General features: G+C 70.8%; 24 protein-coding genes. 16 read left to right on the top strand and 8 right to left on the bottom strand.

Annotated features, from left to right (window positions below; all coding sequences use genetic code 11):
• Window positions 1-5 precede the first annotated feature (5 nt).
• Window positions 6-752 carry a FadR/GntR family transcriptional regulator gene (locus DI005_RS11305; RefSeq protein WP_199542737.1) on the top strand — a complete coding sequence of 249 codons (747 nt, stop codon included), beginning with the start codon at window positions 6-8 and terminating at the stop codon, window positions 750-752.
• Window positions 753-769: 17 nt separating this feature from the next.
• On the opposite strand, the gene DI005_RS11300 is transcribed toward DI005_RS11305, so the two are convergent.
• Both DI005_RS11300 and DI005_RS11295 read right to left on the bottom strand, forming a co-directional pair.
• The gene (locus tag DI005_RS11300) at window positions 770-1,561 is read right to left on the bottom strand and encodes an amidohydrolase family protein (RefSeq protein ID WP_113642081.1); all 792 of its coding nucleotides are present in this window, start codon (window positions 1,559-1,561) and stop codon (window positions 770-772) included.
• A 22-nt stretch (window positions 1,562-1,583) separates the two neighbouring features.
• Window positions 1,584-2,324, bottom strand: coding sequence for an SDR family NAD(P)-dependent oxidoreductase (locus tag DI005_RS11295; RefSeq protein WP_113642080.1), 741 nt, complete (start codon window positions 2,322-2,324; stop codon window positions 1,584-1,586).
• A gap of 273 nt (window positions 2,325-2,597) precedes the next feature.
• Here DI005_RS11295 and DI005_RS11290 point away from each other — a divergent pair, with 273 nt between their 5' ends.
• The 10 genes from DI005_RS11290 to DI005_RS11245 all read left to right on the top strand — a co-directional run bounded on the left by DI005_RS11290 (window position 2,598) and on the right by DI005_RS11245 (window position 11,974).
• Window positions 2,598-3,638 carry an ABC transporter substrate-binding protein gene (locus DI005_RS11290; RefSeq protein WP_199542735.1) on the top strand — a complete coding sequence of 347 codons (1,041 nt, stop codon included), beginning with the start codon at window positions 2,598-2,600 and terminating at the stop codon, window positions 3,636-3,638.
• Between the two features lie 3 nt (window positions 3,639-3,641).
• Window positions 3,642-4,532, top strand: a complete 891-nt coding sequence (locus DI005_RS11285) for a branched-chain amino acid ABC transporter permease (RefSeq protein ID WP_112270543.1) — start codon at window positions 3,642-3,644, stop codon at window positions 4,530-4,532.
• Window positions 4,529-5,395, top strand: a complete 867-nt coding sequence (locus DI005_RS11280) for a branched-chain amino acid ABC transporter permease (protein WP_112270542.1) — start codon at window positions 4,529-4,531, stop codon at window positions 5,393-5,395. The genes DI005_RS11285 and DI005_RS11280 overlap by 4 nt, the downstream gene beginning before the upstream one ends.
• Window positions 5,392-6,111: an ABC transporter ATP-binding protein gene (locus DI005_RS11275; protein WP_113642079.1), complete on the top strand. Its 720-nt coding sequence runs from the start codon at window positions 5,392-5,394 to the stop codon at window positions 6,109-6,111. The genes DI005_RS11280 and DI005_RS11275 overlap by 4 nt, the downstream gene beginning before the upstream one ends.
• A complete protein-coding gene (locus DI005_RS11270) occupies window positions 6,104-6,820 on the top strand; it encodes an ABC transporter ATP-binding protein (RefSeq protein ID WP_113642078.1) in 717 nt (238 codons plus the stop codon). The genes DI005_RS11275 and DI005_RS11270 overlap by 8 nt, the downstream gene beginning before the upstream one ends.
• 112 nt (window positions 6,821-6,932) lie before the next feature.
• On the top strand, window positions 6,933-8,366 hold the full coding sequence (locus DI005_RS11265; RefSeq protein WP_369973570.1) for an aldehyde dehydrogenase: 1,434 nt from the start codon (window positions 6,933-6,935) through the stop codon (window positions 8,364-8,366).
• A 36-nt stretch (window positions 8,367-8,402) separates the two neighbouring features.
• The gene (locus tag DI005_RS11260) at window positions 8,403-9,077 is read left to right on the top strand and encodes an EthD domain-containing protein (RefSeq protein ID WP_113642077.1); all 675 of its coding nucleotides are present in this window, start codon (window positions 8,403-8,405) and stop codon (window positions 9,075-9,077) included.
• Window positions 9,078-9,099: 22 nt separating this feature from the next.
• Complete coding sequence (locus DI005_RS11255) at window positions 9,100-10,701, top strand: NAD(P)/FAD-dependent oxidoreductase (RefSeq protein WP_147263838.1); 1,602 nt, start codon at window positions 9,100-9,102, stop codon at window positions 10,699-10,701.
• 11 nt (window positions 10,702-10,712) lie between these two features.
• Window positions 10,713-11,648 (top strand): alpha/beta hydrolase, encoded by a 936-nt coding sequence (locus tag DI005_RS11250; protein WP_112270535.1) that lies wholly within the window; start codon window positions 10,713-10,715, stop codon window positions 11,646-11,648.
• Window positions 11,649-11,671: 23 nt separating this feature from the next.
• Complete coding sequence (locus tag DI005_RS11245; RefSeq protein ID WP_199542750.1) at window positions 11,672-11,974, top strand: EthD family reductase; 303 nt, start codon at window positions 11,672-11,674, stop codon at window positions 11,972-11,974.
• A gap of 105 nt (window positions 11,975-12,079) precedes the next feature.
• On the opposite strand, the gene DI005_RS11240 is transcribed toward DI005_RS11245, so the two are convergent.
• From DI005_RS11240 to DI005_RS11230, 3 genes are all read right to left on the bottom strand, one after another.
• On the bottom strand, window positions 12,080-12,928 hold the full coding sequence (locus DI005_RS11240; protein WP_112270531.1) for a TIGR03620 family F420-dependent LLM class oxidoreductase: 849 nt from the start codon (window positions 12,926-12,928) through the stop codon (window positions 12,080-12,082).
• 97 nt (window positions 12,929-13,025) lie between these two features.
• On the bottom strand, window positions 13,026-13,775 hold the full coding sequence (locus DI005_RS11235) for an ABC transporter permease (protein ID WP_112270529.1): 750 nt from the start codon (window positions 13,773-13,775) through the stop codon (window positions 13,026-13,028).
• Window positions 13,772-14,755, bottom strand: coding sequence for an ATP-binding cassette domain-containing protein (locus DI005_RS11230; protein ID WP_113642075.1), 984 nt, complete (start codon window positions 14,753-14,755; stop codon window positions 13,772-13,774). Before DI005_RS11230 ends, DI005_RS11235 begins: the two co-directional genes overlap by 4 nt.
• Window positions 14,756-14,829: 74 nt before the next feature.
• Between DI005_RS11230 and DI005_RS11225 the strand changes: the two genes are divergently transcribed.
• Window positions 14,830-15,810: a YafY family protein gene (locus DI005_RS11225; protein WP_199542732.1), complete on the top strand. Its 981-nt coding sequence runs from the start codon at window positions 14,830-14,832 to the stop codon at window positions 15,808-15,810.
• On the opposite strand, the gene DI005_RS11220 is transcribed toward DI005_RS11225, so the two are convergent.
• The 3 genes from DI005_RS11220 to DI005_RS11210 form a co-directional block, all read right to left on the bottom strand.
• A complete protein-coding gene (locus DI005_RS11220) occupies window positions 15,800-16,024 on the bottom strand; it encodes a DUF5703 family protein (protein ID WP_112270523.1) in 225 nt (74 codons plus the stop codon). The two genes, DI005_RS11225 and DI005_RS11220, sit on opposite strands and share 11 nt — an antisense overlap.
• Window positions 16,021-17,052: a YncE family protein gene (locus DI005_RS11215; RefSeq protein WP_233520088.1), complete on the bottom strand. Its 1,032-nt coding sequence runs from the start codon at window positions 17,050-17,052 to the stop codon at window positions 16,021-16,023. Before DI005_RS11215 ends, DI005_RS11220 begins: the two co-directional genes overlap by 4 nt.
• Before the next feature lie 70 nt (window positions 17,053-17,122).
• Window positions 17,123-18,085, bottom strand: coding sequence for an aldo/keto reductase (locus tag DI005_RS11210; RefSeq protein WP_170200522.1), 963 nt, complete (start codon window positions 18,083-18,085; stop codon window positions 17,123-17,125).
• An 85-nt stretch (window positions 18,086-18,170) separates the two neighbouring features.
• On the opposite strand from DI005_RS11210, the gene DI005_RS11205 reads away from it, so the two are divergent.
• From DI005_RS11205 to DI005_RS11190, 4 genes are all read left to right on the top strand, one after another.
• Window positions 18,171-19,217 carry an LLM class F420-dependent oxidoreductase gene (locus DI005_RS11205; RefSeq protein ID WP_113642219.1) on the top strand — a complete coding sequence of 349 codons (1,047 nt, stop codon included), beginning with the start codon at window positions 18,171-18,173 and terminating at the stop codon, window positions 19,215-19,217.
• Window positions 19,217-20,056, top strand: coding sequence for an undecaprenyl-diphosphate phosphatase (locus DI005_RS11200; RefSeq protein WP_113642072.1), 840 nt, complete (start codon window positions 19,217-19,219; stop codon window positions 20,054-20,056). Before DI005_RS11205 ends, DI005_RS11200 begins: the two co-directional genes overlap by 1 nt.
• A gap of 120 nt (window positions 20,057-20,176) precedes the next feature.
• The gene (locus DI005_RS11195; protein ID WP_112270517.1) at window positions 20,177-20,893 is read left to right on the top strand and encodes a histidine phosphatase family protein; all 717 of its coding nucleotides are present in this window, start codon (window positions 20,177-20,179) and stop codon (window positions 20,891-20,893) included.
• A complete protein-coding gene (locus DI005_RS11190; RefSeq protein WP_113642071.1) occupies window positions 20,890-22,950 on the top strand; it encodes a M3 family metallopeptidase in 2,061 nt (686 codons plus the stop codon). Before DI005_RS11195 ends, DI005_RS11190 begins: the two co-directional genes overlap by 4 nt.
• Window positions 22,951-22,968: the final 18 nt, after the last annotated feature.

The following is a 22,968-nucleotide window of genomic DNA, read 5'->3' as shown; positions in this document are numbered from 1 at the left end:
TCATTATGACTGACAATGCGGCGTCCGGCGCGGCATGGGAACGCCGGAGCGAGAAGGTTTCGGCCATCATCGCCAGGGAGATCGTGCGCGACATCGCCAAGCGCGATCTCAAGCCCGGCGACATGCTGGAGTCGGAAAGCGTCATGCTCCAGCGCTACCAGGTGGCGCGCGCCTCGCTGCGGGAGGCGCTGCGCGTACTGGAGACCCACGGGCTCGTCCGGATGAAGCCCGGCCCCGGCGGCGGCCCCGTGGTGTCGGAAGTGGACAGTCGCGAGTTCGGGCGGATGGCCACGCTGTTCTTCCAGGTGCTCGGCATCCAGTTCAGCGAGCTGGTGGAGGCCCGGCTGATCATCGAGCCGCTCATCGCCCGGCTGGCCGCGCAGCGGCACGACCCGGACGACAACGACGAGTTGCGCGCGATCGTCAAGCAGGGCTTCGAGGCGAGCACCGACGCCGAGTGGCTGGTCGCGAGCAACGCGTTCCACGCGAAGGTGCTGTCGATGTCCGGCAACGGACTGCTCGACATCTTCGCCCGCGCGATGAAGGACATCTTCACCGAGCGGGCGTCCGGCGTGTACGTCGCGCGCAAGCGCGGGCACGTCCGCCGGGTGCACGCCGAGATCGCCGACGCGATCATCGCGGGTGACGCGGAGGTGGCCGAAAGGCTCATGCACGAGCACATGAGCGAGTACGCCAAGACGGTGGCCCGGCGCGAACCGCAGCTCATGAACGAGGTCGTGGACTGGCGCTGACCGGCGCTGCCGCCTGGTCAGACGGCCAGGCCGAGCACCCGCGCGAGGTTGCCGCCGAAGATGGCCTCCTCGGCGGCGTCGCCGAGCCCGAGCCGCCGGATCGCGGCGATCTCAGCGGCCGGGTCGGTCATCGGCCAGTCCGAGCCGAACACCACCCGCTCGGTGCCGTGCCGGGTGATGAACCGCCGTACCGTGTCCGGATCGACGTTCGCGACCGACGGGGGCCAGGAGGTCTCCAGCACGATCGGCAGGCCGCGCAGCTCCTCCTCGGCCTCGGCGAGCATGTGGTAGCCGCCGAAGTGACACGCGACGAGCCGCAGGTCGGGGAACGTCGTGACGATCTCGCGCAGCATCCTCGGGTTGCTCAGCGAGTTCACCTCGCCGCTGCCGCCCGCGCCGACGTGCGTGATCACCGGAATGTCGCTGCCGAACGCCTCGAACAGCTCCCACAGGCGCTCGTGCATCAGCCCGAAGCCCTGGAACAGCGGGTGCACCTTCACGCCGTGGATGCCGTGCCTGCGCAGACTCGCCAGGTTCTCCTCCACGGAGAGGTCCACGTGCACGGTGCCGAACGGCGTGAAACTGGCGCGGTCGAGCGAGGCCATGAACGCGTTGGTCGCGTCGACGTGGCGGGCCTGGCCGGCGACGCCGAGTGCGACGCTGTGCCCGACCTCGCCGCCCGCCATCTGCGCCGCGAGTGTGCCGGCCTTTCCGTCGCCGACGGCGGTCAGCCCTGGCAGCCGGTTGGCCGTCAGCGCCTTCTCGGCGATGCGGTCTGGCCAGATGTGCGTGTGCGCGTCGATGATCACGGGTCCCGCCTCTCTCGGTCGTTCATTGCGCCAGGTAGCCACCGTCGGCGACGATCGCCTGTCCGGTGATCAGCTCGCACGTGGGTGAGCACAGCCAGACGTTGGTCTCGGCGATCTCCTCGGCCGTGCCGAGCCTGCCCAGCGGGCTCAGCCGCGCCGCCATCGCCGCCTCGCTCTCGCCGCGGGCGGCCCTGGCCTCCCGCGCCATGGGCGTGTCGATCGCGCCGGGGCACACGGCGTTGACGCGGATGCCCTCGCTCGCGTGCTCCAGCGCGGCCGTCCGGGTCAGGCCGAGCACGCCGTGCTTGGTGGCCGTGTAGGCCGGCGAGCCTGCCTTGGCGCGCAGCGAGCGGACCGAGCCGACGTTGACGATCGCGCCGCCCTCGCCCTGCCGCCGCAGCCAGGCGAGCTCGTACTTGAGGCACAGCAGCACGCCGGTGAGGTTGACGGCGAGCAGGCGGTGCCACTCGCCGAGGTCGGTGTCGACGATCCCGGCCCGGTCGGGGGTGAGCGCCGCGTTGTTCACCGCGAAGTCGAGCCTGCCGAAGCGCTCGACCGCGGTGGCGACCATGGCCTCGGCTTCCTCCGGCCTGCTCACGTCGGTCTCGACGAAACAGCCGCCCGCCTCGGCTGCGGCGTGGCGGCCTGCCTCGGTGTCGACGTCGGCGACCACGACCTGTGCGCCGGCGCGGGCGAAAGCGAGCACGGTCGCCCTGCCCATGCCACTGCCGCCGCCGGTCACCAGGGCGACTTTGCCATCCATATTGATGTTAATCGTTATCTCCAATTGAGCCAGTGTCAAGCAGCTGCACCGAAGGGCTGGACAACGACGGCGCCGCGGCTTACCGTGTGGAAACTCATACGAATCATAATCATAGATTCGGTCCCCACGGAGGCGTCAGTGAAGATGCGTACGGGAAATCGGGTCCGGTGTGCCCTGGTCGTGGGCGCGGCGGCCGTGTTGACAACGGCGTGTGCGACCTCGTCGGGAACGGGCGGCAGTGGGGGAGAGGGGCTGCCCGGGACCGTCAAGATCATGTCGATCAAGGAGATGACGGGGCCGGTCGCGTTCGCTGGCACACACGCCACGCGCGGCATCGACCTCGCGGTCGAGCAGATCAACCAGCGAAAGTTCCTCGGCGACACGAAACTCGAGATCGATTTGCACGACAGCGCCGCGAGCGTCCAGGAGGCAGCGAGCTTCGCGACGCAGGCGGTGTCCGACCAGTCGTACTCCGCGCTCCTCGGGCCCGCGTCCAGCTCGCAGGCCGCCGCCGTCTCGCCCATCGCGGACAAGGCGAAGATCCCGGTGATCTACACCCAGGCCGGCAGCGACGGCGTGCTCGTCGGCGACTACACCTTCCGCGTCACCGCTCCGGCGAGCTCCTACTTCCACCACGCCGGCGAATACCTCAAGAGCAAGGGCGCCAAGACCGCCGCCGTGCTCTACAACAGCGGCAACCCGACGCTCGCCGAGCTGGGCCAGCGGACCGTGCCGGAGCTGGCGAAGGAGTACGGCTTCTCGGTGAGCAGCTCCGACGGCGTCCAGCTCACCGCGCAGGACTTCACCAACGCCGGGGCCAAGATCGCCCGCGCGAAGCCCGACGCCGTGTTCGTGCTGTTGCAGGGCCCGCAGAACCCCGCCGCGATCACGCAGCTCAAGCAGAACGGCTACTCCGGTGAGATCGTCGGCATGACCTCGATGGGCGCGGGCAACCTGAAGCCGGCCGGGCAGCAGGCCAAGGGCACGGTGTGGCCGAGCGACTTCAGCCCGCACGCCGAAGCGCCAAGCGTCCAGGAGTTCGTCAAGGCCTACCAGGCGAAGTACAACGGCGAGCTGCCCAACAACTACGCCGCCGAGGCCTACGACGCGGCGTGGTTCCTCGCCAGGGGAATCAAGGAGGCGGGCAGCGCCGACCGCACCGCGATCCAGCAGGGCCTGGCGGCGGTGGCGAAGCAGGGCTTCGAGGGCGCCGAGGGCAAGCTCCGCTTCGAGGGCAACGACCTGCGCGTCGAGGGCGTGCTCGCGGGCTGGGACGGCAGCGGCGAGATCCTTGTCTCCCGTGGGGCGTCGTGAGCCATGGCGCAGAACCTGCTCAACGCGCTGACGCTGGGCTCGCTGTACCTGCTCTTCGCGCTCGGCATGAGCCTCGCGTGGGGCACGATCGGCATCCTCAACTTCGCCCACGGCTCGATCTTCATGTTCGCCGCGTTCACCGGGCACCTGTTGGTGCAGCAGGTCGCGCTGCCGCTGCCGGTGGTGCTGCTCATCGGCACGGCGGTGGGCGCGGCGCTGTCGGTGCTGGCGCAGGTGCTCGCCTTCGAGCCCATCCAGCGCAGGGCGCGTGACCACCGACGCGCCGAGCTGCAGATCCTGGTCGGCGGTATCGGCATCGCGACGATCCCGCTCGCGATCGCCCAGCACGCCACCAAGAGCGTGCCGTTCGGGTTCACCGGCAGCACGTTCCAGGTGGAGGTGTACCGGCTCGGCCCGGTGCAGCTCACCAATGTGCAGCTGGTGATCCTCGGCGCCGCCGCGGTGCTGACGGGGGTGCTCGCCTGGTGGCTGCGCTCCGCCCGCACCGGCCTGGCATTGCGCTCGATCGGCGTCGACGCCGAGGTCGCCACGATGATGGGCGTCAACCGCCGGGGCCTGGCCATGGCGACGATGGCGGTCGCCGGCGCTCTCGCGGGCATCGCGGGCGTGCTGCTCACCTACTACCTCGGTTCGATCGCAGCGGAGAGCGGCGACAGCTTCCTCATCAAGGCGTTCGCCGCGATCGTGCTCGGCGGGATCGGCTCGATCGGCGGCGCGGTGGCCGGGGCGATGATCCTCGCGCTCGCCGAGACCGTCGTGCTCACCCAGACCTCGGGCATGTGGGTCGACGCGGTGTCGTTCGGGCTGATCTTCGCCGTGCTCGTGCTGCGGCCGCGCGGTCTCTTCGGGCGCAAGGAGGTGCGTCGCACATGATCGCCTGGTACGAGGCGAACGTGGTGCTGATCCAGTCCATGTTCATCAGCCTGCTGCTGGCACTGAGCATCCAGGTGCCGTTCCGGGCGGGGGTGTTCTCCCTCGCTGGCATCGGCAGCTACGGTGTCGGCGCCTACACCGCCGCGATCGTGACCCTGCAGCTCGGGTGGCCGCCGTTCGCCGCGATCGGGGCCGGGATGCTGCTGGCGGCGGTGATCGCCTACCTGCTGGCGCTCGTGCTCGCGCGGCTCTCGGGCCTCTACCTCGGCATGGCCACGATCGCCTACAGCCTCATCCTCTCCGTCGTCGTGATCAACGGCGGCGAGCTCACCGGGGGCGCGCAGGGGCTGTTCGGCGCCGTCAGCGACCTGCAGACGGGGCACGTGGTGGCCGTCGCCGTTGCGGCGGTGGCGCTGCTGGCGCTGTCCGAGCGGGGCAGGCTCGGCCGGTGGATCGACACCGTGCGCGAGGACCCCGAGCTGGCCGTGTCGGTCGGCGTTCCCGTAGCGGCGATCCGGCAGCTGTCGTTCGTCGTCGGCGGGCTCCTCGGGGCGTGCGCCGGTGCCATGAACACGTTGCTGCGCACCACGGTCACCCCGGAGGAGGTCGGGTTCCATCTCGTGGTGCTGGCGCTGACGATGATCATCGTGGGCGGCTCACGGTCGTGGGCGGGCGCGCTGATCGGCGCCGTCGTTTTCACGTGGCTGCCGACGGTGCTCGCGTTCGTCGGCGAGTGGCAGACGCTGGTCTACGGCGTGGTGGTCGCCGTCGCGGCGATCTTCGTGCCGACCGGGATCCTCGGGCTGGCACAGGACTTCGTGCGGCGGCTGCGCCGCCCCGCGCTCCAGGGAGGCCGGTCATGACGGTGATCGAGGCACGCGACGTCGCCGTGCACTACGGCGGCATCAAAGCGGTCGACGGCGTCGACCTCGCGCTGGAGGCCGGGCGGATCTGCGGGCTGCTCGGGCCCAACGGGTCGGGCAAGAGCACCCTGCTGGCGGCGCTGACCCGGCTCGTCCCGCTCACGCGAGGCACGCTGCTGCTGGACGGCGTCGAGTACCAGAACGCGGCCCCGGCAAGCCTCGCTCGCCGAGGGGTCGCCCGCACGTTCCAGACCGTGCGCCTGCTGCCGGACCTCACGGTGGCCGAGAACGTGCGGCTCGGCGCGGATCTGCGCAGGCGGCCACCGGCCGGGATCGTCGACGACGCGATCGAGCGCACCGGTCTCGGCGAGGTCGTGCGGGCAAGGCCGGGTGAGCTGTCCTACGGCATGTCAAGACGAGTCGAGATCGCCCGCGCCCTGGCGACCTCACCGCGCCTGCTGCTGCTGGACGAGCCGACGGCCGGGATGAACCAGGCCGAGCGGCAGGAGATCTCGGAGCTGCTGCGCAGGCTGCGCGACGAGGGCCTGACGCAGCTGCTGGTGGAGCACGACGTGCAGATGATGATCGACACCTGCGACGACCTCGTGGCCATGAACTTCGGCGCCGTGGTGGCACACGGCAGCCCCTCCGAGGTGGTCACCAACCCCGACGTTCAGCGGGCCTACCTGGGAAAGAGGTGGCGTGCCCATGCTTGAGATCGAGGACCTGCGGGTCAGCTACGGCTCGGTGGAGGCGGTCCGCGGCGTCCGCGCACGGGCGAGCGAGGGCCGCGTGACGCTGGTGCTCGGGGCGAACGGGGCCGGCAAGAGCACCACGCTGCGTGCGGTCTGCGGGCTCGTGCCCGTGCGTTCCGGAGAGGTCCGCCTCGGCGGCGCCTCGATCGTCGGCAGGGCGCCGCACAAGACCGTGCGCGACGGGCTCGTGCTCGTGCCGGAGGGCAGGCGCGTGTTCGCGCCGCTGACCGTGGAGGAGAACCTCGTGCTCGGCGGCTACACCGCGCCGCGCGCGCAGGCACAGCGGACGCTGGAGCAGGTCTACACCATGTTTCCGGTGCTGCGCGAGCGACGGCGGGGCGCGGCCGGGCTGCTGTCCGGTGGCGAGCAGCAGATGCTCGCGTTCGGCAGGGCGCTGATGTCCTCGCCGAGGGTGATGCTGCTCGACGAGCCGTCGATGGGCCTGGCGCCCGCGATGGTCGAGTCGGTGCTCGGCGCCGTGCGGGAGATGGCCGACTCCGGCATCGCCCTGCTCGTCGTGGAGCAGAACGCCGAGCTGGGCCTCGAGATCGCCGACGACGTCGTCGTGCTGGCCCGTGGCGAGGCCGTGTTCCACGGGTCGGCGGCCGAAGCCCGTTCGCATTCGTCCGTGGTGCGGGCCTTCCTCGGCGACGCCGCGCTCACCGGTTGAGTGGTTCTCCTAATTGCTTGCTATGAATATCAGGGAAATCCTTGACTTGATCTTAGCCTGACCTCAATGTGTGTGTCACCCGTCACGACGTGAGAACGACGAGGAGCTGATCGTGATCAGGAGCTACCGCCGGCTGTTCATCGGGGGCAGGTGGGTCGAGCCGTCCAGCGAGCACGTCATCGACGTGGTCTCGCCCAGCACCGAAGAGGTGCTGGCCGCGGTTCCCGAGGCGAGGGAAGCGGATGTGGACGCCGCGGTGGCCGCCGCCAGGAAGGCCTTCGACGAGGGACCCTGGCCACGAATGACCCCCGCCGAGCGCGGCGCGATCCTCGCCCGTGTCGGCAAGGAGGTGGAGAAGCGCTTCGACGAGATGGTCGCAGCGTTCACCGCAGAGATCGGCGCCCCGACCGCCGTCAGCACGGCGTTCCACCAGAACGCGCTGAAGATGTGGGACGACGTGTCCACCCTGCACGAGCGGTTCGCGTTCGAGGAGGAGCGCTCCTGGGCCGACGGCAGCGGCAAGCTCGTGCACGAGCCGGTGGGCGTGGTCGCCACGATCATCCCCTGGAACGGCCCCGTCGCCACCGCGTCGCTCAAGATCGGCCCCGCGCTGGCCGCCGGCTGCACCGTGGTGCTCAAACCCGCACCGGAAGGTCCGGTCAGCGTCATGCTGCTGGCGGAGGCGCTCGAGGCCGCCGGCCTGCCCGAGGGCGTGGTCAGCGTGTTACCAGCGGGCCGCGAGGTGGGGGAGTACCTCGTGCGCCACCCCGGCGTCGACAAGGTCGCCTTCACCGGCAGCACCGCCGCGGGCAAGCGGATCATGAGCCTGTGCGGCGAACGCGTCACCAGGGTCACGCTGGAGCTCGGCGGCAAATCAGCCGGGATCATCGCCGACGACATCCCGCTCGGAGACGTACTGCCGACGCTGCTCTTCGCGGGCATCGGCCACTCCGGACAGGTCTGCGCCGCGCTCACCCGCATCCTCGTGCCCCGCGATCGGCAGCAGGAACTGCTCGACGCCATGGTGCCCGCCCTCGAAGCGCTCAAGGTCGGCGACCCGCTGGAGGCCGACACCGTGCTCGGCCCGCTCGCGGCGGAGCACCAGCGCGAGCGCGTCGAGAACTACATCAGGATCGGACTCGACGAGGGTGCCCGGCTGGTGACCGGCGGCGGCAGGCCCGAGGGACTCGACCGGGGCTGGTACGTCCAGCCGACGCTCTTCGCCGACGTCCGCAACGACATGCGCATCGCCCGTGAGGAGATTTTCGGCCCCGTCGTGTGCGTGATCCCGTTCGACTCTGTCGACGAGGCCGTCGAGATCGCCAACGACTCCGACTACGGGCTCTCCGGCGCGGTGTACGCGCGCGACACCGCGCTCGCCGAGCAGGTGGCCCGCCGCATCCGCACCGGCCAGATCTCCATCAACAGCTGGGGCATGTGCGTGGTGCAGCCCTTCGGCGGCTACAAGCAGTCCGGCCTCGGCCGGGAGGGCAACGTCGAGGGCCTCTCCGCCTACCTGGAGACCAAGCTCATCCAGTACGCCTGAGCACTTCCCGCCGCTACTCGACGACGAGGAGCCCCCTTGATCAAGACGATGGCCTTGCTGACCAAGCTGCCGGAGCTGTCGCTGGAGCAGTTCGACGCGCACTGGCACGAACCCCACGGCGACCCGCTCACCCTCGCCATCTCGGTGATTCGCCACGCGGTGCAGAACGCGCGGCTCGCGGCTGCCGACGACCTCATCGACGCGCCGTACCACGGCATTCCCGAGGTGTGGCTCGACGACGTGGAGTCGGCGCTCAAGCTGCAGGACGACCCCGCGTACGCCGAGGCGGAGGCCGACCAGGTCCACTTCATGGACATCCCCAAGCTCGCGTTCCTGCTCACCACCGAGGAGGCCGTCGACGGCTCCGCGGGGCCCGGTGACGCGCGGGGTGTCAAGCTGATCCGGCTGCTGCGCCGAGCACCCGGCCTCGACCAGGCCGCGTTCGACGCGGTGTGGAGCGACGACCGCGACGTGGAACGCGGCCGCGCCGTTGGCGCTCTGCGGCACGTGCGCTCCAGGAGCATCCCGGAAAGCTACGCCGCCGGGGAGCCCGCCTTCGACGCGGTGCGCGAACTCTGGTTCGCCGACCTCGGCGCGCTGCGAGCCGCGCCGGCCCGCGATCCCAGGGCCTGGCGCGAGCTGTCCGAGCCCACCGCGTGCGACGCCACCGCGTCCGTCACCTACATCGCCACCGAGCGCAGGCTGCGCTGAAAAACCGGGAGAAGGCACGTCGATGTCAGACACGACCACCGAGTTCGACGCGATCGTCGTCGGGGCCGGGTTCTCCGGCCTGTACATGCTCTACGAGCTGCGCAGGCGCGGACTGACCGCGCGGGTGCTCGAGGCCGGCTCCGACGTGGGCGGCACCTGGTACTGGAACCGGTATCCGGGCGCGCGCTGCGACGTGGAGAGCCTCGACTACTCGTACTCGTTCGACGAGGACCTGCAGCAGGAGTGGAAGTGGACCGAACGCTACCCGGCGCAGCCGGAGATCCAGCGTTACCTCGCCCACGTGGCCGACCGCTTCGACCTGCGCAAGGACATCACGTTCGACACCAGGGTGGTGGCCGCCCACTACGACCCGCCCAGTGCCACGTGGACGGTCCGCACCGAGGCCGGTGACCGGCTCACGGCCAGGTACTGCATTCTGGCCACCGGCTGTCTCTCGGTTCCGAAGGCTCCCGAGATACCGGGCCTCGAAGACTTTCGCGGCCCGGTCTACCACACCGCCACCTGGCCAGAGTCCGATGTGGACTTCAGTGGCAAACGCGTCGGTGTCTTCGGTACCGGGTCCTCGGGTGTGCAGGCGATCCCGGTGATCGCCCAGCAGGCCGGCCACCTCACGGTGTTCCAGCGCACGCCCGCGTTCTCGGTCCCCGCGTTCAACGGCCCGCTCGACCCCGAATGGGAGCGCGAGATCAAGGCCGACTACGCCGAGCGACGCAGGCAGAACCGCGCCTCGGAGGCCGGCCTCGTGCGCGGCGACAACCCGCAGTCGGCCCACGACGTGGACGACGAGCAGCGGCAGCGGGAGTACGAGACCCGCTACACCAAGGGCGGGTTCGGCATTCTCGGCGCGTACGCGGACCTGATGGCCGACCAACGGGCCAACGACACGGTGTCGGACTTCGTGCGGCAGAAGATCCGCGAGCGGGTGACCGACCCGGAGGTGGCCGAGCGGCTGCTGCCGTGGGAGTACCCGCTGGGCACCAAGCGCATCTGTGTCGACACCGACTACTACGAGACGTTCAACCGCGACAACGTGACCCTCGTGGACCTGCGCCGCGACACGCTGGAGACGGTGGCGGAGAACGGGGTCCGCACCGCGCGGGGCGAGGTGGAGCTCGACTGCCTCGTGCTCGCCACCGGCTTCGACGCGATGACGGGTGCGGTCAACCGGATCGACATCCGTGGCCGCGACGGCGCCGCGCTGGCCGAGAAGTGGGGCGCGGGCCCGAGGACCTACCTCGGTCTCGCCACCGCCGGCTTCCCGAACCTGTTTCTGCTGGCCGGACCGGGCAGCCCCTCTGTGCTGACGAACATGGTCACCGCGATCGAGCAGCACGTCGAGTGGACGGGCCGGTGCATCGAGCACCTGCGCACGCACGGCTACCGCACGATCGAGCCCACCGTCGAGGCCGAGGACGGCTGGGTCGACCATGTCAACGAGGTCGCGTCGATGACGTTGTTCCCGAAGGCCGCGTCGTGGTACCTCGGTGCGAACGTGCCCGGCAAGCCTCGGATCTTCATGCCCTACGCGGGCGGTTTCGCGACGTACGAAAAGCAGTGCGACGAGGTGGCGGAGCAGGACTACCGCGGCTTCGTGCTCAAGTAGAAGGGTGGCCGATGGCTCTCGACGAAGCGACCGCGGACTTCCTGGCCAAGATGGCCGAGACCGGCGCGAAACCACTGCACGAGCTGAGCCCCGCAGAGGCACGCGAGGTCAGCGCCGGGCTCAAGGACCTTTACGGCCCCGGCCCCGACATGGCGCGGATCGAGGAACACATCGTGTCCACTGAGGATGGTGGATCGGTGGGGATCCGGCTGCTGGTGCCCAACTCCAGCCCACGCGGGCTGATGGTGTACTACCACGGCGGCGGCTGGGTGCTGGGCGCGCTCGACGAGTTCGACACGCTGGGCAGGCAGCTGGCCGAGCGCACCGGTTGCGCGGTGGCGCTGGTGGACTACCGGCTCGCGCCGGAGCATCCGTACCCCACGGCGGCCGAGGACGCGTGGGCGGCGCTGCGCTGGCTGGACGCTCAGCGGGAGACGCTGCTGGGCTCCCGGCTGCCGCTGGTCGTCGCCGGTGACAGCGCGGGCGGGAACCTGTCGGCGATCGTCACCCGCCGCGCGCGGCGGGAGGGCGGCCCGGAGATCCTGCTGCAGGTGCTGGTGTACCCGGTGACCGACTGCGATCTCGACAACGCCTCCTACACCGATCCGGCCAACCAGCTCATGCTCTCGCGCGAGACGATGATCATGTTCTGGGACCACTACGCCGCCGACCCGCAGGCCCGGCGGAACGAGGACGCGTCGCCGTTGCGCTGCCGGGACCTCAGCGGTTTGCCACCGGCCGTGGTGCTGGTCGCCGAGCACGACGTGCTGCGCGACGAGGGCGCCGCCTACGCACAGCGGCTGCGGGAAGCCGGGGTGACCGTGCACGAGCGACTGTTCGAGGGCCAGATGCACGGGTTCTTCACGATGGTCAACGTGCTGCCGGGCAGCGCGGAGGGCCTCGACTACGTGACCAGGCACGTGAACGCCTACCTCGAGGGGCACTGAGGAGAGGAGCTGCCGTGTACCGCATGACCGTCACCTACCACCATCCCGCCGACCCGGAGGAGTTCCTGCGGCACTACCGCGAGGTGCACGCCCCGCTGGCGGCGAAACTGCCGGGGCTGCGTGCCTACGAGTGGGCCGTCGCGGAGAGCCCGGACGGCTCCAGGCCGCGGCACTTCATGGTCGCGACGCTCGACTGGGACACCAAGGAGGAGGCGCTCGCCGCGTTCGCCTCGCCGGAGGGCGAAGCCGGCACGGCCGACATGGCCAACTTCACCACGCCCGACGGGTTCGAGATGGTCCTCGGCGAGGTGACCAAAACCGTCTAGGACAGCCGCAGTGAAGGCCACCTTCACTGCGTTGAACGCAGGCATGGTGGCCTTCACTGCATTCGAGGCGTTACCGGGGCGAGGGCGAGCGCTTTCGGCAGGCTCCTAGGCGAGGAGCGCCTCGGCGAGCGCCCGCCACTCCCCGTGAAGCACGGCATCCGGGTCCGTCGGCTGGACCACGAGCACCACCTGGTCGGCGCCCGCGTCGAGGTGCCTTCTCACCCGGGCCGCGACGGCGTCGATGTCGCCCCAGGCGACCAGCCCGTCGAGCAGGCGGTCGCTCGTCACCGCGATGTCCTCGTCGGTGAAGCCCATCCGGCGCAGGTTCTGCGCGTAGCCACCGACCCTGGTCAGAAACCGGATGGGCTCGCGGACGGTGTCTCTCGCCAGCCGAGGGTCGCGCTCCAGCACCACGTACTCCATCACGGCCAGCGTCGGCTGCTCGCCCAGTGTCTCCCTGGCCTGCGCCGTGTACTCGGGTGTGACGAGTAGCGGCACCGCACCGGCCGCGCGGTCGCGGGACAGTTCCAGCATCCGGGGCCCCAGCGCCGAGAGCATGCGCGCGCCGGCCGGCACGGGCGGGTCGGCGGCGTCGAAACTGTCCAAGCTGTCGAGGTAGGCGTTCATGGTGCGCAGCGGGCGCGCGCCATGCGCTCCGCCCAGTCCGGTGATCAACCGTCCTGGCGCGGTGGCCTCGAGGTCCCGCCGGAACGCGATCACGTCCTGGGCGGCGTAGCGCTGGACGGGGATGATCGCGCTGCCGACGGGGATCGCGTCGGTGGCTCGGACCACGTCCCGCAGCGGGTCGAGCGTCGCCAGCTGCCCGCCCGCGATCCAGATCGTGGAGTAGCCCAGCTTCTCCAGCAGGGCGGCGTCGTCGAGGTGACCGCCGTCGGCGCGCACGTCCAGGGTCACTCCGACGCGCCCCAGCTCGCCGAGGTCCAGCTTCGCCATCTGCCAACGCCTTTCGGTGGTCGTCTCCGTGAGCCACAGCCACGCTAGTAGCTGGACCTAACTGGAGGTCAACACCGATCGGACGCCACCCGCCGAGTCAGGCGCTCGCCCTGCGCATGGCCTTCGTGCCGATCCACAGGCCCAGCACGCCGACCACCGCGGCCGCCAGTAACCCGTAGCCCACGGTGGCCGACACCAGCTCGCCGTTGAAGAGCGCGCGCTCCGCGTCCACCACGTAGGTCAGCGGGTTGAGGTGCGAGGCCACGCGCAACCACTCCGGCGCGTTGTCGATCGGCAGCAGGATCCCGGCGAGCAGCAAGAGCGGGAACAACAACGTCTGCTGCACCGCCCAGAACGTCCACTCCTTGTTCCGCGCCGCGAGCGCCAGCGTGTAGGAGAGCGAGCCGAGCCCGACGCAGAACAGGGCCAGGATCACCAGTGCGACCAGCGCGCCGCCGACGTGCAGCTCGAAGCCGAACGGGATCGTGACCAGCACGATGATCACGGCCTGCGCGAACATCGGCACGATCTCCTTGAGCGCACGGCCCACGATCAGCGCCGGTCTGCTCAGCGGCGAGACGAGCATCCGCTCGTGCGAACCGGTCTGGATCTCGAACAGCAGGTTCGCTCCGGTCGCCGACGTGCCGAACAGGCACGACATCACCACGATCCCGGGCACGAACCACTGCAGCGCCGAGCCGTCACCGGTGTCGGGCAGGAGCGGTGCGAACAGCGCGAGGAACAGCAACGGCTGCAGCATCGAGAAGATCACTGAGAACGGGTCTCGCAGCACGGGCCGCAGCTCCCGGCTGAAGACCGTCGCGGTGTCGGTGGCGAAGGTGGTCATGCCGCACGCTCCCGGCTGTCGGCACCGGTGATCTCCTCGCGGAGGCTGCGCCCGGTGAGGTTGAGGAAGACGTCGTCGAGCGTCGGCCTGGTGACCTCGACGCTCGCGACGGGGATGTGGGCCTCATCGAAGCCGCGCAGCAGCTTCGGGGTCAGCTGGGCGCCGCCGTCGATCCGGATCTCCAGCCGGGTGCCGGTGCGCTTGGTCTCCGCGCCCTCGGCGATCCCCAGCGCCCGCGCCTCGGCGCGCTCGGCGTCGTGCTCGTGGTCGAACTCGAGGTCGATCCGGTCGCCCGCGTGCGCCGCCTTGAGGCGCGCCGGGGTGTCGTCGGCGATGACCCGGCCGTGGTCGATCACCACCACCCGCTCGGCGAGCTGGTCGGCCTCCTCAAGGTAGTGCGTCGTGAGCACCATCGTGGTGCCGTGCTCCGCGCGTAGCCGCCGCACGTGCTCTGCGAGGTTCGCGCGGTTCTGCGGATCCAGTCCGGTCGACTGCTCGTCGAGGAACAACAGCTCCGGCGCGTGGATGAGACCCATCGCGATGTCGAGGCGCCTGCGCTGCCCGCCCGAGAGCGAGGACACGACGCGGTCGGCGACGGCGCCGAGGTCGAGCGAGTCGACCAGCTCGTCCGCGCGGGCTCGTGCGGCGGCCACGGTCATGCCGTACGCCCGGCCCTGGCTGAGCAGCTCGTCACGGGCCCGCTGGCTGTGCCCCGCGCCGTTGCCCTGGCCGATGTAGCCGATGCGGGAGCGCACGCCACGCGGGTCGCGGGTCACGTCACGGCCGGCGACCTCGGCGGTACCGGACGTCGGCCGCAGCAGCGTCGTGAGCATTCGCAGCGTGGTGGACTTCCCGGCGCCGTTGGGCCCGAGCAGTGCCACCAGCTCGCCTTCCTCGACGTTCAGGTCGAGCCCGCGTACCGCCTCGACGGTCCGCTTCTTGACGGTGAAGTGCCTGGTCAGTCGGCTTGTGCGGATCATGGTGGAAGCCATGGAAACTACGCTAGAGTGCACTCCGGCCACTTTCTGACCGCAATGAAGGCGAACCTGGAGCCATGACGAACACGAGTGGACGGATGCTGCGGCTGCTGTCGCTGCTGCAGACCCATCGGTACTGGCCCGGCAGCGAGCTCGCCGAACGGCTGGAGGTCAGCGAACGGACCCTGCGCCGCGACATCGACCGGCTGCGCGAGCTCGGCTACCCGGTCGACGCCAGCCGGGGTGTCGCGGGCGGCTACCAGCTGAGGTCAGGGGCCGCGATGCCGCCGCTGCTCGTCGACGACGAGGAGGCCGTCGCGATCGCCGTCGGACTGCGCACGGCCGCGGGCGGCGCCATCGACGGCATCGAGGAGATCTCGGTCCGTGCGCTGAGCAAGGTCATCCAGGTGATGCCGCCCCGGCTGCGGCGCCGGGTCGACGCGCTGCAGGCGTTCACCGTTCCCGCGACGTTCACCGGCGGTCCCACGGTCGACGCCGCGGCGCTCACGGTGCTCGCCCAGGCGTGCCGCGACGACGAGCGCATGCGGTTCTCCTACACGGCGCGCGACGGCGAACGGACGTCCCGGCTGGTGGAGCCGCACCGGCTGGTGTCACTGGGCCGCCGCTGGTATCTCGTGGCGTGGGACGCCGAGAAGCACGGGTGGCGGACTTTCCGCGTCGACCGGCTCTCCGAGCCGAGAACGACGGGGGCGCGGTTCCGGCAGCGGGAGCTGCCCGGAGGAGACGCCGCCGAGTTCGTGCGACAGCAGGTGAACGTGGTGCCGACGCAGTACGAGGCCGTACTGCTGGTGCGGGCGCCGGCGGAGCACGTGGCCCGGACCGTGCAGCGCTGGGGCGTGGTGGAGCCGGCAGGCACGGAGTCGTGCCGCCTGACGATGAAAGTCGACAGCTTCGAATGGCCGGTGCTCGTGCTGGCTGCGATCGGGGCGGACTTCGAGGTCGTGGGCCCGCCGGAGCTGCGCGAGTACCTGCGCGAGACGGGGGCGCGGCTGCTGAAGGGTGCGGCCGCGGGCGAGGACGGGCGGGCTACGTCATGAGGCCGGGCAGGCCTACCCCCGCCCGGCTGCGCCGCCTGCGCAGCCACACCCTGCGGGTACCGTCCGCGTAGAGCCGCACGTTCGACAGCTCCCACCCGGAGAACTCGGCCTGGATCGAGAGCTGGACGGCGGCGGTGACTCGGGAGAGGCCCGGGGGCAGCTGCACCCGGCGATACTCCCAGTCCTCGTCGACCACCGCTTCCGCTTGTGTCATAGAGCGATCACCTGGATCCCTTCTCCGGCTGCCGAGCCGACGACGACCCGTGACGTCCGTTCGTCGACCGTAACCGAATTCGGCTGCCGAACGGTGGGGAGCCGGAACTTCTCCGTGGGCTCACCACCCCGTACGTCGAAGCCCACGACCTCGTTGCGCTCGGTCAGGGTCACCCACACGACGTGGCGTTTCGCGTCGTAGGCGATCCCGTAGATACCGCCGGGCACCGGATAGCGCTGGCGCAGCAGCAGGGGATCGGTCCCGAAGGCGAGCAGGCTGTCGCCGCGCGTGTCGGCGACGAGCACCCGCCCGTAGGAGTCGACGACCGCGTTGGTGGCGCCGTCACCGGCCCGCAGGCCCTCGTCGATCGAGCCGCCAGCCACGTCCACGGTGAACACGGCCGTGCGGAGCCGGTCGAGCACGATGGTCGTGTCGCCCGCCACGAGCACGTCGTCGGCGCTGTAGAGGTCGCCGGTGATCGTCTCGGCGACCCGGTCGCCGTCGAGCACCTCGATGGCCTTGCGGTCGCGCACGGCCACCAGCGTCTGCCCGTCCCTGACCGCCGTGCCGGCGGGCTTGCCCTTGACGTCGACGGTGCGCACCTCTCCGGACGGCAGTGCGATGCGCGCTAGCCGGTGCGCGGAGGGCAGGCTCGCCAGCAGCTCGCCGTCGGCGGCGGTCAGCTCCTCGGCAGGGGCGGGCAACTCGACCGACCGCGGCCTGGCGGTGAGGTCGTCGAGGTCGTAGAGCAGCACCGACGCGGGCTCGGCCAGCGCGACGGCGAGCGTACTGCCGGAGGCGACCATGGTCGTCACCTCGGCGCGCTGTTCGAGCACCCGGCCCGCGGGCTCCGCCGAGCGCTCCGGCGACGTGGCCGCGACGGCGGCCGTCGGGTTGGCGACGACCTGTAGCTCGTCCCCACCTCCGCCTGCGGACGTGCAGCCGCTGAGGAGCAGCGTCCCGACAACGGCAACGACGGCGACCCGGCGCACACCAGGGGTGGGCCGCCGCAAGGGGGCAGGGAACACACAGCCTCCGGATGAGAAGAACACGGTTACCTACAGCATCCCGCAGCTTGGTGGTGGCGTCACGTGGCCGTTACCTCGGCCACCGTTCCGGGTAGCCGAACTCGATCGACGACACGTCGTCGAGTGCGGCGCGGATGGCGGTCGGCAGCGTCAGCTCCTCGGCCGCGAGCGAGCCGGAGAGCTGGCCGGTGTCGCGAGCGCCGACCACGGGGGCGACCACGCCGGGCCGGTCGCGGATCCACGCCAGGGCCACGGCGAGCGGCGAGGTGCCGAGGCCCTCGGCGGCGGTGGCGACCGCCTCCACGATGCGGCTCGCGCGCTCGGTGCGGTGCTGCTCGACGTAGCCGGCGTAGGTGGCCGAGGCGCCGCGCGAGTCGGCGGGCGTGCCCGTGCGGTACTTGCCGGTCAGCACACCCCGGCCGAGCGGAGCCCACGGCAGCAGGCCGATGCCGTGATGCGCCGCGGCGGGCACCACCTCCCGCTCCACGCCGCGCTCCAGCAGCGAGTACTCGACCTGGGTGGAGACGAGCAGCCGCGGCCGTAGCGCGGCGGCCGTCGCGAGCTGCCAGCCGCAGTAGTTCGACACGCCGGCGTAGCGGACCTTGCCGCTGCTGACGGCGAAGTCGAGCGCGGAGAGGGTCTCCTCGAGCGGCACGGTGCTGTCCCACGCGTGCAGCTGCCACAGGTCGACGTGGTCGACACCGAGCCTGCGCAGCGAGCCGTCCAGCGCGGTCAGCAGCGCCCCACGGGACGCGCCGCCGCCGAAGGGGCCGTCGGTGCGCCTGGCCACCGCCTTGGTCGCCAGCACCACGTCCTCGCGCGGCACCAGGTCGGCGAGTAGCGAGCCGAGGATGCGCTCACACTCACCCTCGGCGTAGATGTCGGCGGTGTCGACGAGCGTGCCGCCCGCGTCCACGAACGCGACGAGCTGGCTGGCGGCCTCTTCCGAGTCGGTGGCGGTACCCCAGGACATGGTCCCCAGCGCCATGCGGGACACCTTCAGGCCGGAGGTGCCGAGCGGACGGCTTTCCATGACTGCCCACCCTATAGTTCGGCCATCCGAGCTCTTGACCAAGGCAAGTGTGGACGCGATCAACCGCCCGATAGTGTCGGCGACCGTGCGATTGGGATTGAACCTCGGATACTGGGGCGCGGGTAACGACGCGTCCAACTTGGCGCTCGCCAAGCATGCCGACACCATGGACTACTCGGTGGTCTGGGCCGCGGAGGCGTACGGCTCGGACGCCCCCACCGTGCTCGCGTTCGTCGCGGCACAGACGTCGAGGATCGACGTCGGCAGCGCGGTACTGCAGATCCCGGCGCGGACCCCCGCGGCCACCGCGATGACGGCCGCCACCCTCGACTCGCTCTCCGGCGGCCGGTTCCGGCTGGGCCTCGGCGTCTCGGGCCCCCAGGTCTCCGAGGGCTGGCACGGCGTGCGGTTCGGCTCGCCGCTCGGGCGCACCCGCGAGTACGTCGACATCGTGCGCATGGCGCTGCGCCGCGAACGCGTCCGCTACGACGGCAAGCACTTCCAGCTGCCGCTGCCCGATGGGCCCGGCAAGGCGCTCTCCCTCACCGTGCACCCCGTACGGGACCACATCCCCACGTACCTGGCCGCGATCGGGCCCCGCAACCTGGAGCTGACCGGCGAGATCGCCGACGGCTGGCTCCCCGTGTTCTTCTCACCCGAGCACGCCGGCGAGCAGCTGGGCCACCTGCGCGCCGGCGCCGAGAAGGCCGGCCGCACGCTGGAGGGCTTCGACATCGCTCCCACCGTCCCGCTCGTGCCCGGTGCCGACTGGCGGACCTGCGCCGACGCCGTGCGCGGCTACGCGGCGCTGTACCTCGGCGGCATGGGCAGCCGGGAGAAGAACTTCTACAACCAGCTGGCCTGCCGGATGGGCTTCGAGGCTCAGGCCGCCGAGGTGCAGGAGAAGTACCTCGCCAAGGACTACGCGGGCGCGATGGCCGCGGTGCCGCTGGAGTTCATCGACGCGACGTCGCTGCTCGGCCCGAAGGAGCGGATCGCCGAGCGGATGGCCGCCTACGCCGAGGCCGGCGTCACCACCCTCACCGTCGCGATGTACGTCGGCGACGCAGAGGCGGGATCGGCCGCGCTGCGTACCGCGGCCGAGGCGCTGGACCTGGCCGGAGTCGCGTGATGGGCTGGTTCGAAGCACTCGTCCTCGGGCTCGTACAGGGCCTCACGGAGTTCCTGCCGATCTCCTCGAGCGCCCACCTGCGGGTCACCGCCGCGTTCGCGGGCTGGGACGACCCCGGCGCGGCGTTCACGGCGGTGACCCAGATCGGCACCGAGCTGGCGGTGCTGCTGTACTTCAGCCGCAAGATCGGCCGCATCATCTCCCACTGGTTCAAGTCGCTCTACAACCGTGAGTACCGGCACGACCCGCACGCCAGGATGGGCTGGCTGATCATCGTCGGCTCGCTGCCGATCGCGGTGCTCGGGCTGCTGTTCGAGGACCAGATCGAGCACACCTTCCGCGACCTGCGGATCACCGCGACCACCCTGATCGTGTTCGGGCTGCTGTTGCTGCTGGCCGACCGGATCGGGCAGCAGCAGCGCGACCTCGACCACCTCACGGTGAAGCACGGCCTGGCGTTCGGGTTCTTCCAGGCGCTCGCGCTCATCCCCGGCGTCTCGCGCTCGGGTGGCACGATCACCGGTGGGCTCTTCCTCGGCTACAAGCGCGCGGACGCCGCCGAGTACTCGTTCCTGCTAGCTGTGCCCGCCGTCATGGCGTCCGGCTTCTACCAGCTCGCCGACATCGCGTCCGGGGAGGGACCCGCGTGGGGCCCGACCATCCTGGCCACGGTGGTGGCGTTCGGCGTCGGCTACGTGGTGATCGCCTGGCTGATGGCCTACATCAAGAAGAACAGCTTCCTGCCGTTCGTGATCTACCGCGTGGTGCTCGGCCTCATCCTGCTCGCGCTGGTCTTCGCCGGTGTCCTCGACCCCAACGCGGGACCGGTCGAATCCTAGTACCCCCAGTCCGGGGAGGTTGATCACATTCCTCGACGGCCCGGCCTGACACTGGCTGGGTCGCCGGCTGAACGCGACAACCTCCCCGGAGAGCACACCGGTAACCCGTAGGGTGGCCGTGTGGCAACTGTGATTCTGCTGCGGCACGGCCGCTCCACGGCCAACGGCTCCGGGGTGCTGGCCGGCCGCACCCCACGGGTCGGTCTCGACGAGCGGGGCCGGGCACAGGCCGAGGGCCTGGTCGAGCGGCTGGCGGCGGTGCCGCTCGCGGCGCTCGTCACCTCGCCGCTGCTACGGTGCAAACAGACGCTCGGCCCGCTGGCGACGGCGCGCGGGCTCGACCGGCTCACCGAACCCCGGCTGTCCGAAGTGGACTACGGCGAGTGGACGGGCAAGGAGCTCAAGACGCTGGTGAAGGAACCGCTGTGGCGCGTGGTGCAGGCGCACCCGTCCGCGGCGGTGTTCCCCGGCGGGGAGGGCCTGGCGGGCGTGCAGTCGCGGGCCGTCGCCGCCGTCCGCGAGCACGACGCGCGCATCAGCGCCGAGCACGGCGATCACGCGGTGTGGCTGCTGTGCAGCCACGGCGACGTGATCAAGGCGCTGCTCGCCGACGCGCTCGGGCAGCACCTCGACGGCTTCCAGCGCATCGTCGTCGACCCCGGATCCCTGTCGGTGGTGCGCTACACCGAGACGCGCCCGTTCGTGCTGCGCGTCAACGACCTCGCCGGTGACCTCGGCGGGATCGTGCCGCCGGAGCCCAAGAAACGGCGCAGGTCGAAGAAGCTGTCCTCTGACGCGGAGGTCGGAGGGTCGACGGGAAGAAAGGAACGATCGTGACAAGCCGCGACAACCCCCTGCTGGCGCCGAGCGAGCTGCCCTACGGCCTGCCCCCGTTCGACCGCATCGCCGACGAGCACTACCTGCCCGCGTTCGAGGCCGGCATCGCCGAGCACGCGCAGGAGGTCCGCGCGATCGCGACGAACCCGGAGCCGCCGACGTTCGAGAACACGATCGTGGCGCTGGAGCGGGCCGGTCGACTGCTCGGCCGGGTGTCGTCGGTGTTCTTCAACCTCGCGGCCTCCAACACGAACGAGACGCTGCAGGCCGTGCAGGCCGAGATCGCGCCGAAGCTGGCCGCCCACTCCGACGCCATCCACCTCGACCCGGAGCTGTTCGCCCGAATCGAGGACCTCTACGAGCGCAGGGACTCCCTCGGGCTCGGCGCGGAGCAGGCGTGGCTGCTGCGGCGCTACCACCTGGACTTCCAGCGGGCGGGCGCCGGGCTGCCCGAGGAGAGCCAGACCCGGCTGCGCGCGCTGAACGAGGAACTGTCCACGCTGTCCACGCGCTTCCAGGACAACCTCCTCGGCGACACCAACGACCTCGCCGTCGTGGTGTCCACACGCGACGAGCTGGCCGGGCTGTCGGAGGACGCGATCGCCGCGGCGGCCGAGGCGGCCACCGCCCGCGGTGAGGACGGCAAGTACCTGATCAAACTCGGCCTGCCGACGGCTCAGCCCGCGCTGGCGTCGCTGCACGATCGCGGCCTGCGCGAGCGGGTGTTCCGCGCGTCGACCTCGCGCGGCAACCGGGGCAACGAGTACGACAACACCGAGGTGCTGGCGAGGATCGCCACGCTGCGCGCCGAGCGGGCAGCGCTGCTGGGGCACCCGCACCACGCCGCGTACGTGATCGAGGACCAGACCGCGAAGACCCCGGACGCGGCGCTGTCGCTCCTGCAGCGGCTCGCGCCCGTGGCCGTCGCCAACGCGCAGGCCGACGCTGCCGAGCTGCAGGAGGAGATCGAGAACGACACTGCGTCCGGCGAGGACTTCACCCTCCAGCCGTGGGACTGGGCGTACTACGCCGAGCGCGTGCGGCGTCGCCGCTACGACCTCGACGACGCGGAGCTGCGGCCGTACTTCGAGCTGGAGCGGGTGCTCGTCGACGGTGTGTTCTACGCGGCGAGCCGGCTGTACGGGCTCACGTTCACCGAGCGCCAGGATCTGCCGAAGTACCACCCGGACGTGCGCGTGTTCGAGGTGACCGACGCCGACGGCAGCCCGCTCGGGCTCTTCCTCGGTGACTACTACACGCGGGACTCCAAGCGCGGAGGCGCGTGGATGAACACGTTCGTCGACCAGTCCCGCCTGCTGGGGGAGCGGCCGGTGGTGGTGAACAACCTGAACATCGCCAAGCCGCCGGCGGGGGAGCCGACGCTGCTGACCTACGACGAGGTGACCACGGCGTTCCACGAGTTCGGGCACGCGTTGCACGGGCTGCTCTCCGACGTCGAGTACCCGACGTTCTCGGGTACGAGTGTGCCGCGTGACTTCGTGGAGTTCCCCTCGCAGGTCAACGAGATGTGGGCGCTGTGGCCGGAGGTGCTGACCAACTACGCCCGGCACCACCGCACCGGCGAGCCGCTGCCCGCGCGGCTGGTGGAGCGGCTGGAGGAGTCACGGCAGTACGGCGAGGGCTTCGCGACCACGGAGTACCTCGCGGCCGCGCTGCTGGACCTCTCGTGGCACCTGATCGGCGCGGACTCCGCCATCGGCGACGTGCGGCGGTTCGAGGCGGACGCGCTGGAGAAGGCGGGCGTGGCGCTGGAGACGGTTCCGCCGCGCTACCGCAGCACCTACTTCGCCCACATCTTCAGCACCGGGTACGCGGCGGGGTACTACTCCTACATCTGGAGCGAGGTACTGGACGCCGACTCGGTGGAGTGGTTCCGCGAGAACGGCGGGCTCACCCGCGAGAACGGCGACCACTACCGCCGGGAGCTGCTCGCCAGGGGTGGCAGCGTGGACGCGATGGAGGCGTTCCGCGCCTTCCGCGGCCGCGACCCCGAGATCGAGCCCCTGCTGAAGCGCCGGGGCCTCACCGGCGCCTGAGCCAGAATGCAGTGAAGG

It is taken from the genome of Prauserella sp. PE36, from assembly GCF_003311655.1.
GTDB classification, from domain to species: domain Bacteria; phylum Actinomycetota; class Actinomycetes; order Mycobacteriales; family Pseudonocardiaceae; genus Prauserella_A; species Prauserella_A endophytica.
This window is presented reverse-complemented; position numbering and strand designations above follow the sequence as displayed.

Excerpts from the sequence above, each read along its gene's own strand:
- DI005_RS11305 (WP_199542737.1), top strand. The coding sequence starts at position 6 with ATGACTGACAATGCGGCGTCCGGCGCGGCATGGGAACGCCGGAGCGAG.
- DI005_RS11295 (WP_113642080.1), bottom strand. The coding sequence starts at position 2,324 with ATGGATGGCAAAGTCGCCCTGGTGACCGGCGGCGGCAGTGGCATGGGC.
- DI005_RS11290 (WP_199542735.1), top strand. The coding sequence starts at position 2,598 with ATGTCGATCAAGGAGATGACGGGGCCGGTCGCGTTCGCTGGCACACAC.
- DI005_RS11285 (WP_112270543.1), top strand. The coding sequence starts at position 3,642 with ATGGCGCAGAACCTGCTCAACGCGCTGACGCTGGGCTCGCTGTACCTG.
- DI005_RS11280 (WP_112270542.1), top strand. The coding sequence starts at position 4,529 with ATGATCGCCTGGTACGAGGCGAACGTGGTGCTGATCCAGTCCATGTTC.
- DI005_RS11275 (WP_113642079.1), top strand. The coding sequence starts at position 5,392 with ATGACGGTGATCGAGGCACGCGACGTCGCCGTGCACTACGGCGGCATC.
- DI005_RS11270 (WP_113642078.1), top strand. The coding sequence starts at position 6,104 with ATGCTTGAGATCGAGGACCTGCGGGTCAGCTACGGCTCGGTGGAGGCG.
- DI005_RS11255 (WP_147263838.1), top strand. The coding sequence starts at position 9,100 with ATGTCAGACACGACCACCGAGTTCGACGCGATCGTCGTCGGGGCCGGG.
- DI005_RS11250 (WP_112270535.1), top strand. The coding sequence starts at position 10,713 with ATGGCTCTCGACGAAGCGACCGCGGACTTCCTGGCCAAGATGGCCGAG.
- DI005_RS11245 (WP_199542750.1), top strand. The coding sequence starts at position 11,672 with ATGACCGTCACCTACCACCATCCCGCCGACCCGGAGGAGTTCCTGCGG.
- DI005_RS11240 (WP_112270531.1), bottom strand. The coding sequence starts at position 12,928 with ATGGCGAAGCTGGACCTCGGCGAGCTGGGGCGCGTCGGAGTGACCCTG.
- DI005_RS11235 (WP_112270529.1), bottom strand. The coding sequence starts at position 13,775 with ATGACCACCTTCGCCACCGACACCGCGACGGTCTTCAGCCGGGAGCTG.
- DI005_RS11230 (WP_113642075.1), bottom strand. The coding sequence starts at position 14,755 with ATGATCCGCACAAGCCGACTGACCAGGCACTTCACCGTCAAGAAGCGG.
- DI005_RS11225 (WP_199542732.1), top strand. The coding sequence starts at position 14,830 with ATGACGAACACGAGTGGACGGATGCTGCGGCTGCTGTCGCTGCTGCAG.
- DI005_RS11220 (WP_112270523.1), bottom strand. The coding sequence starts at position 16,024 with ATGACACAAGCGGAAGCGGTGGTCGACGAGGACTGGGAGTATCGCCGG.
- DI005_RS11210 (WP_170200522.1), bottom strand. The coding sequence starts at position 18,085 with ATGGAAAGCCGTCCGCTCGGCACCTCCGGCCTGAAGGTGTCCCGCATG.
- DI005_RS11200 (WP_113642072.1), top strand. The coding sequence starts at position 19,217 with ATGGGCTGGTTCGAAGCACTCGTCCTCGGGCTCGTACAGGGCCTCACG.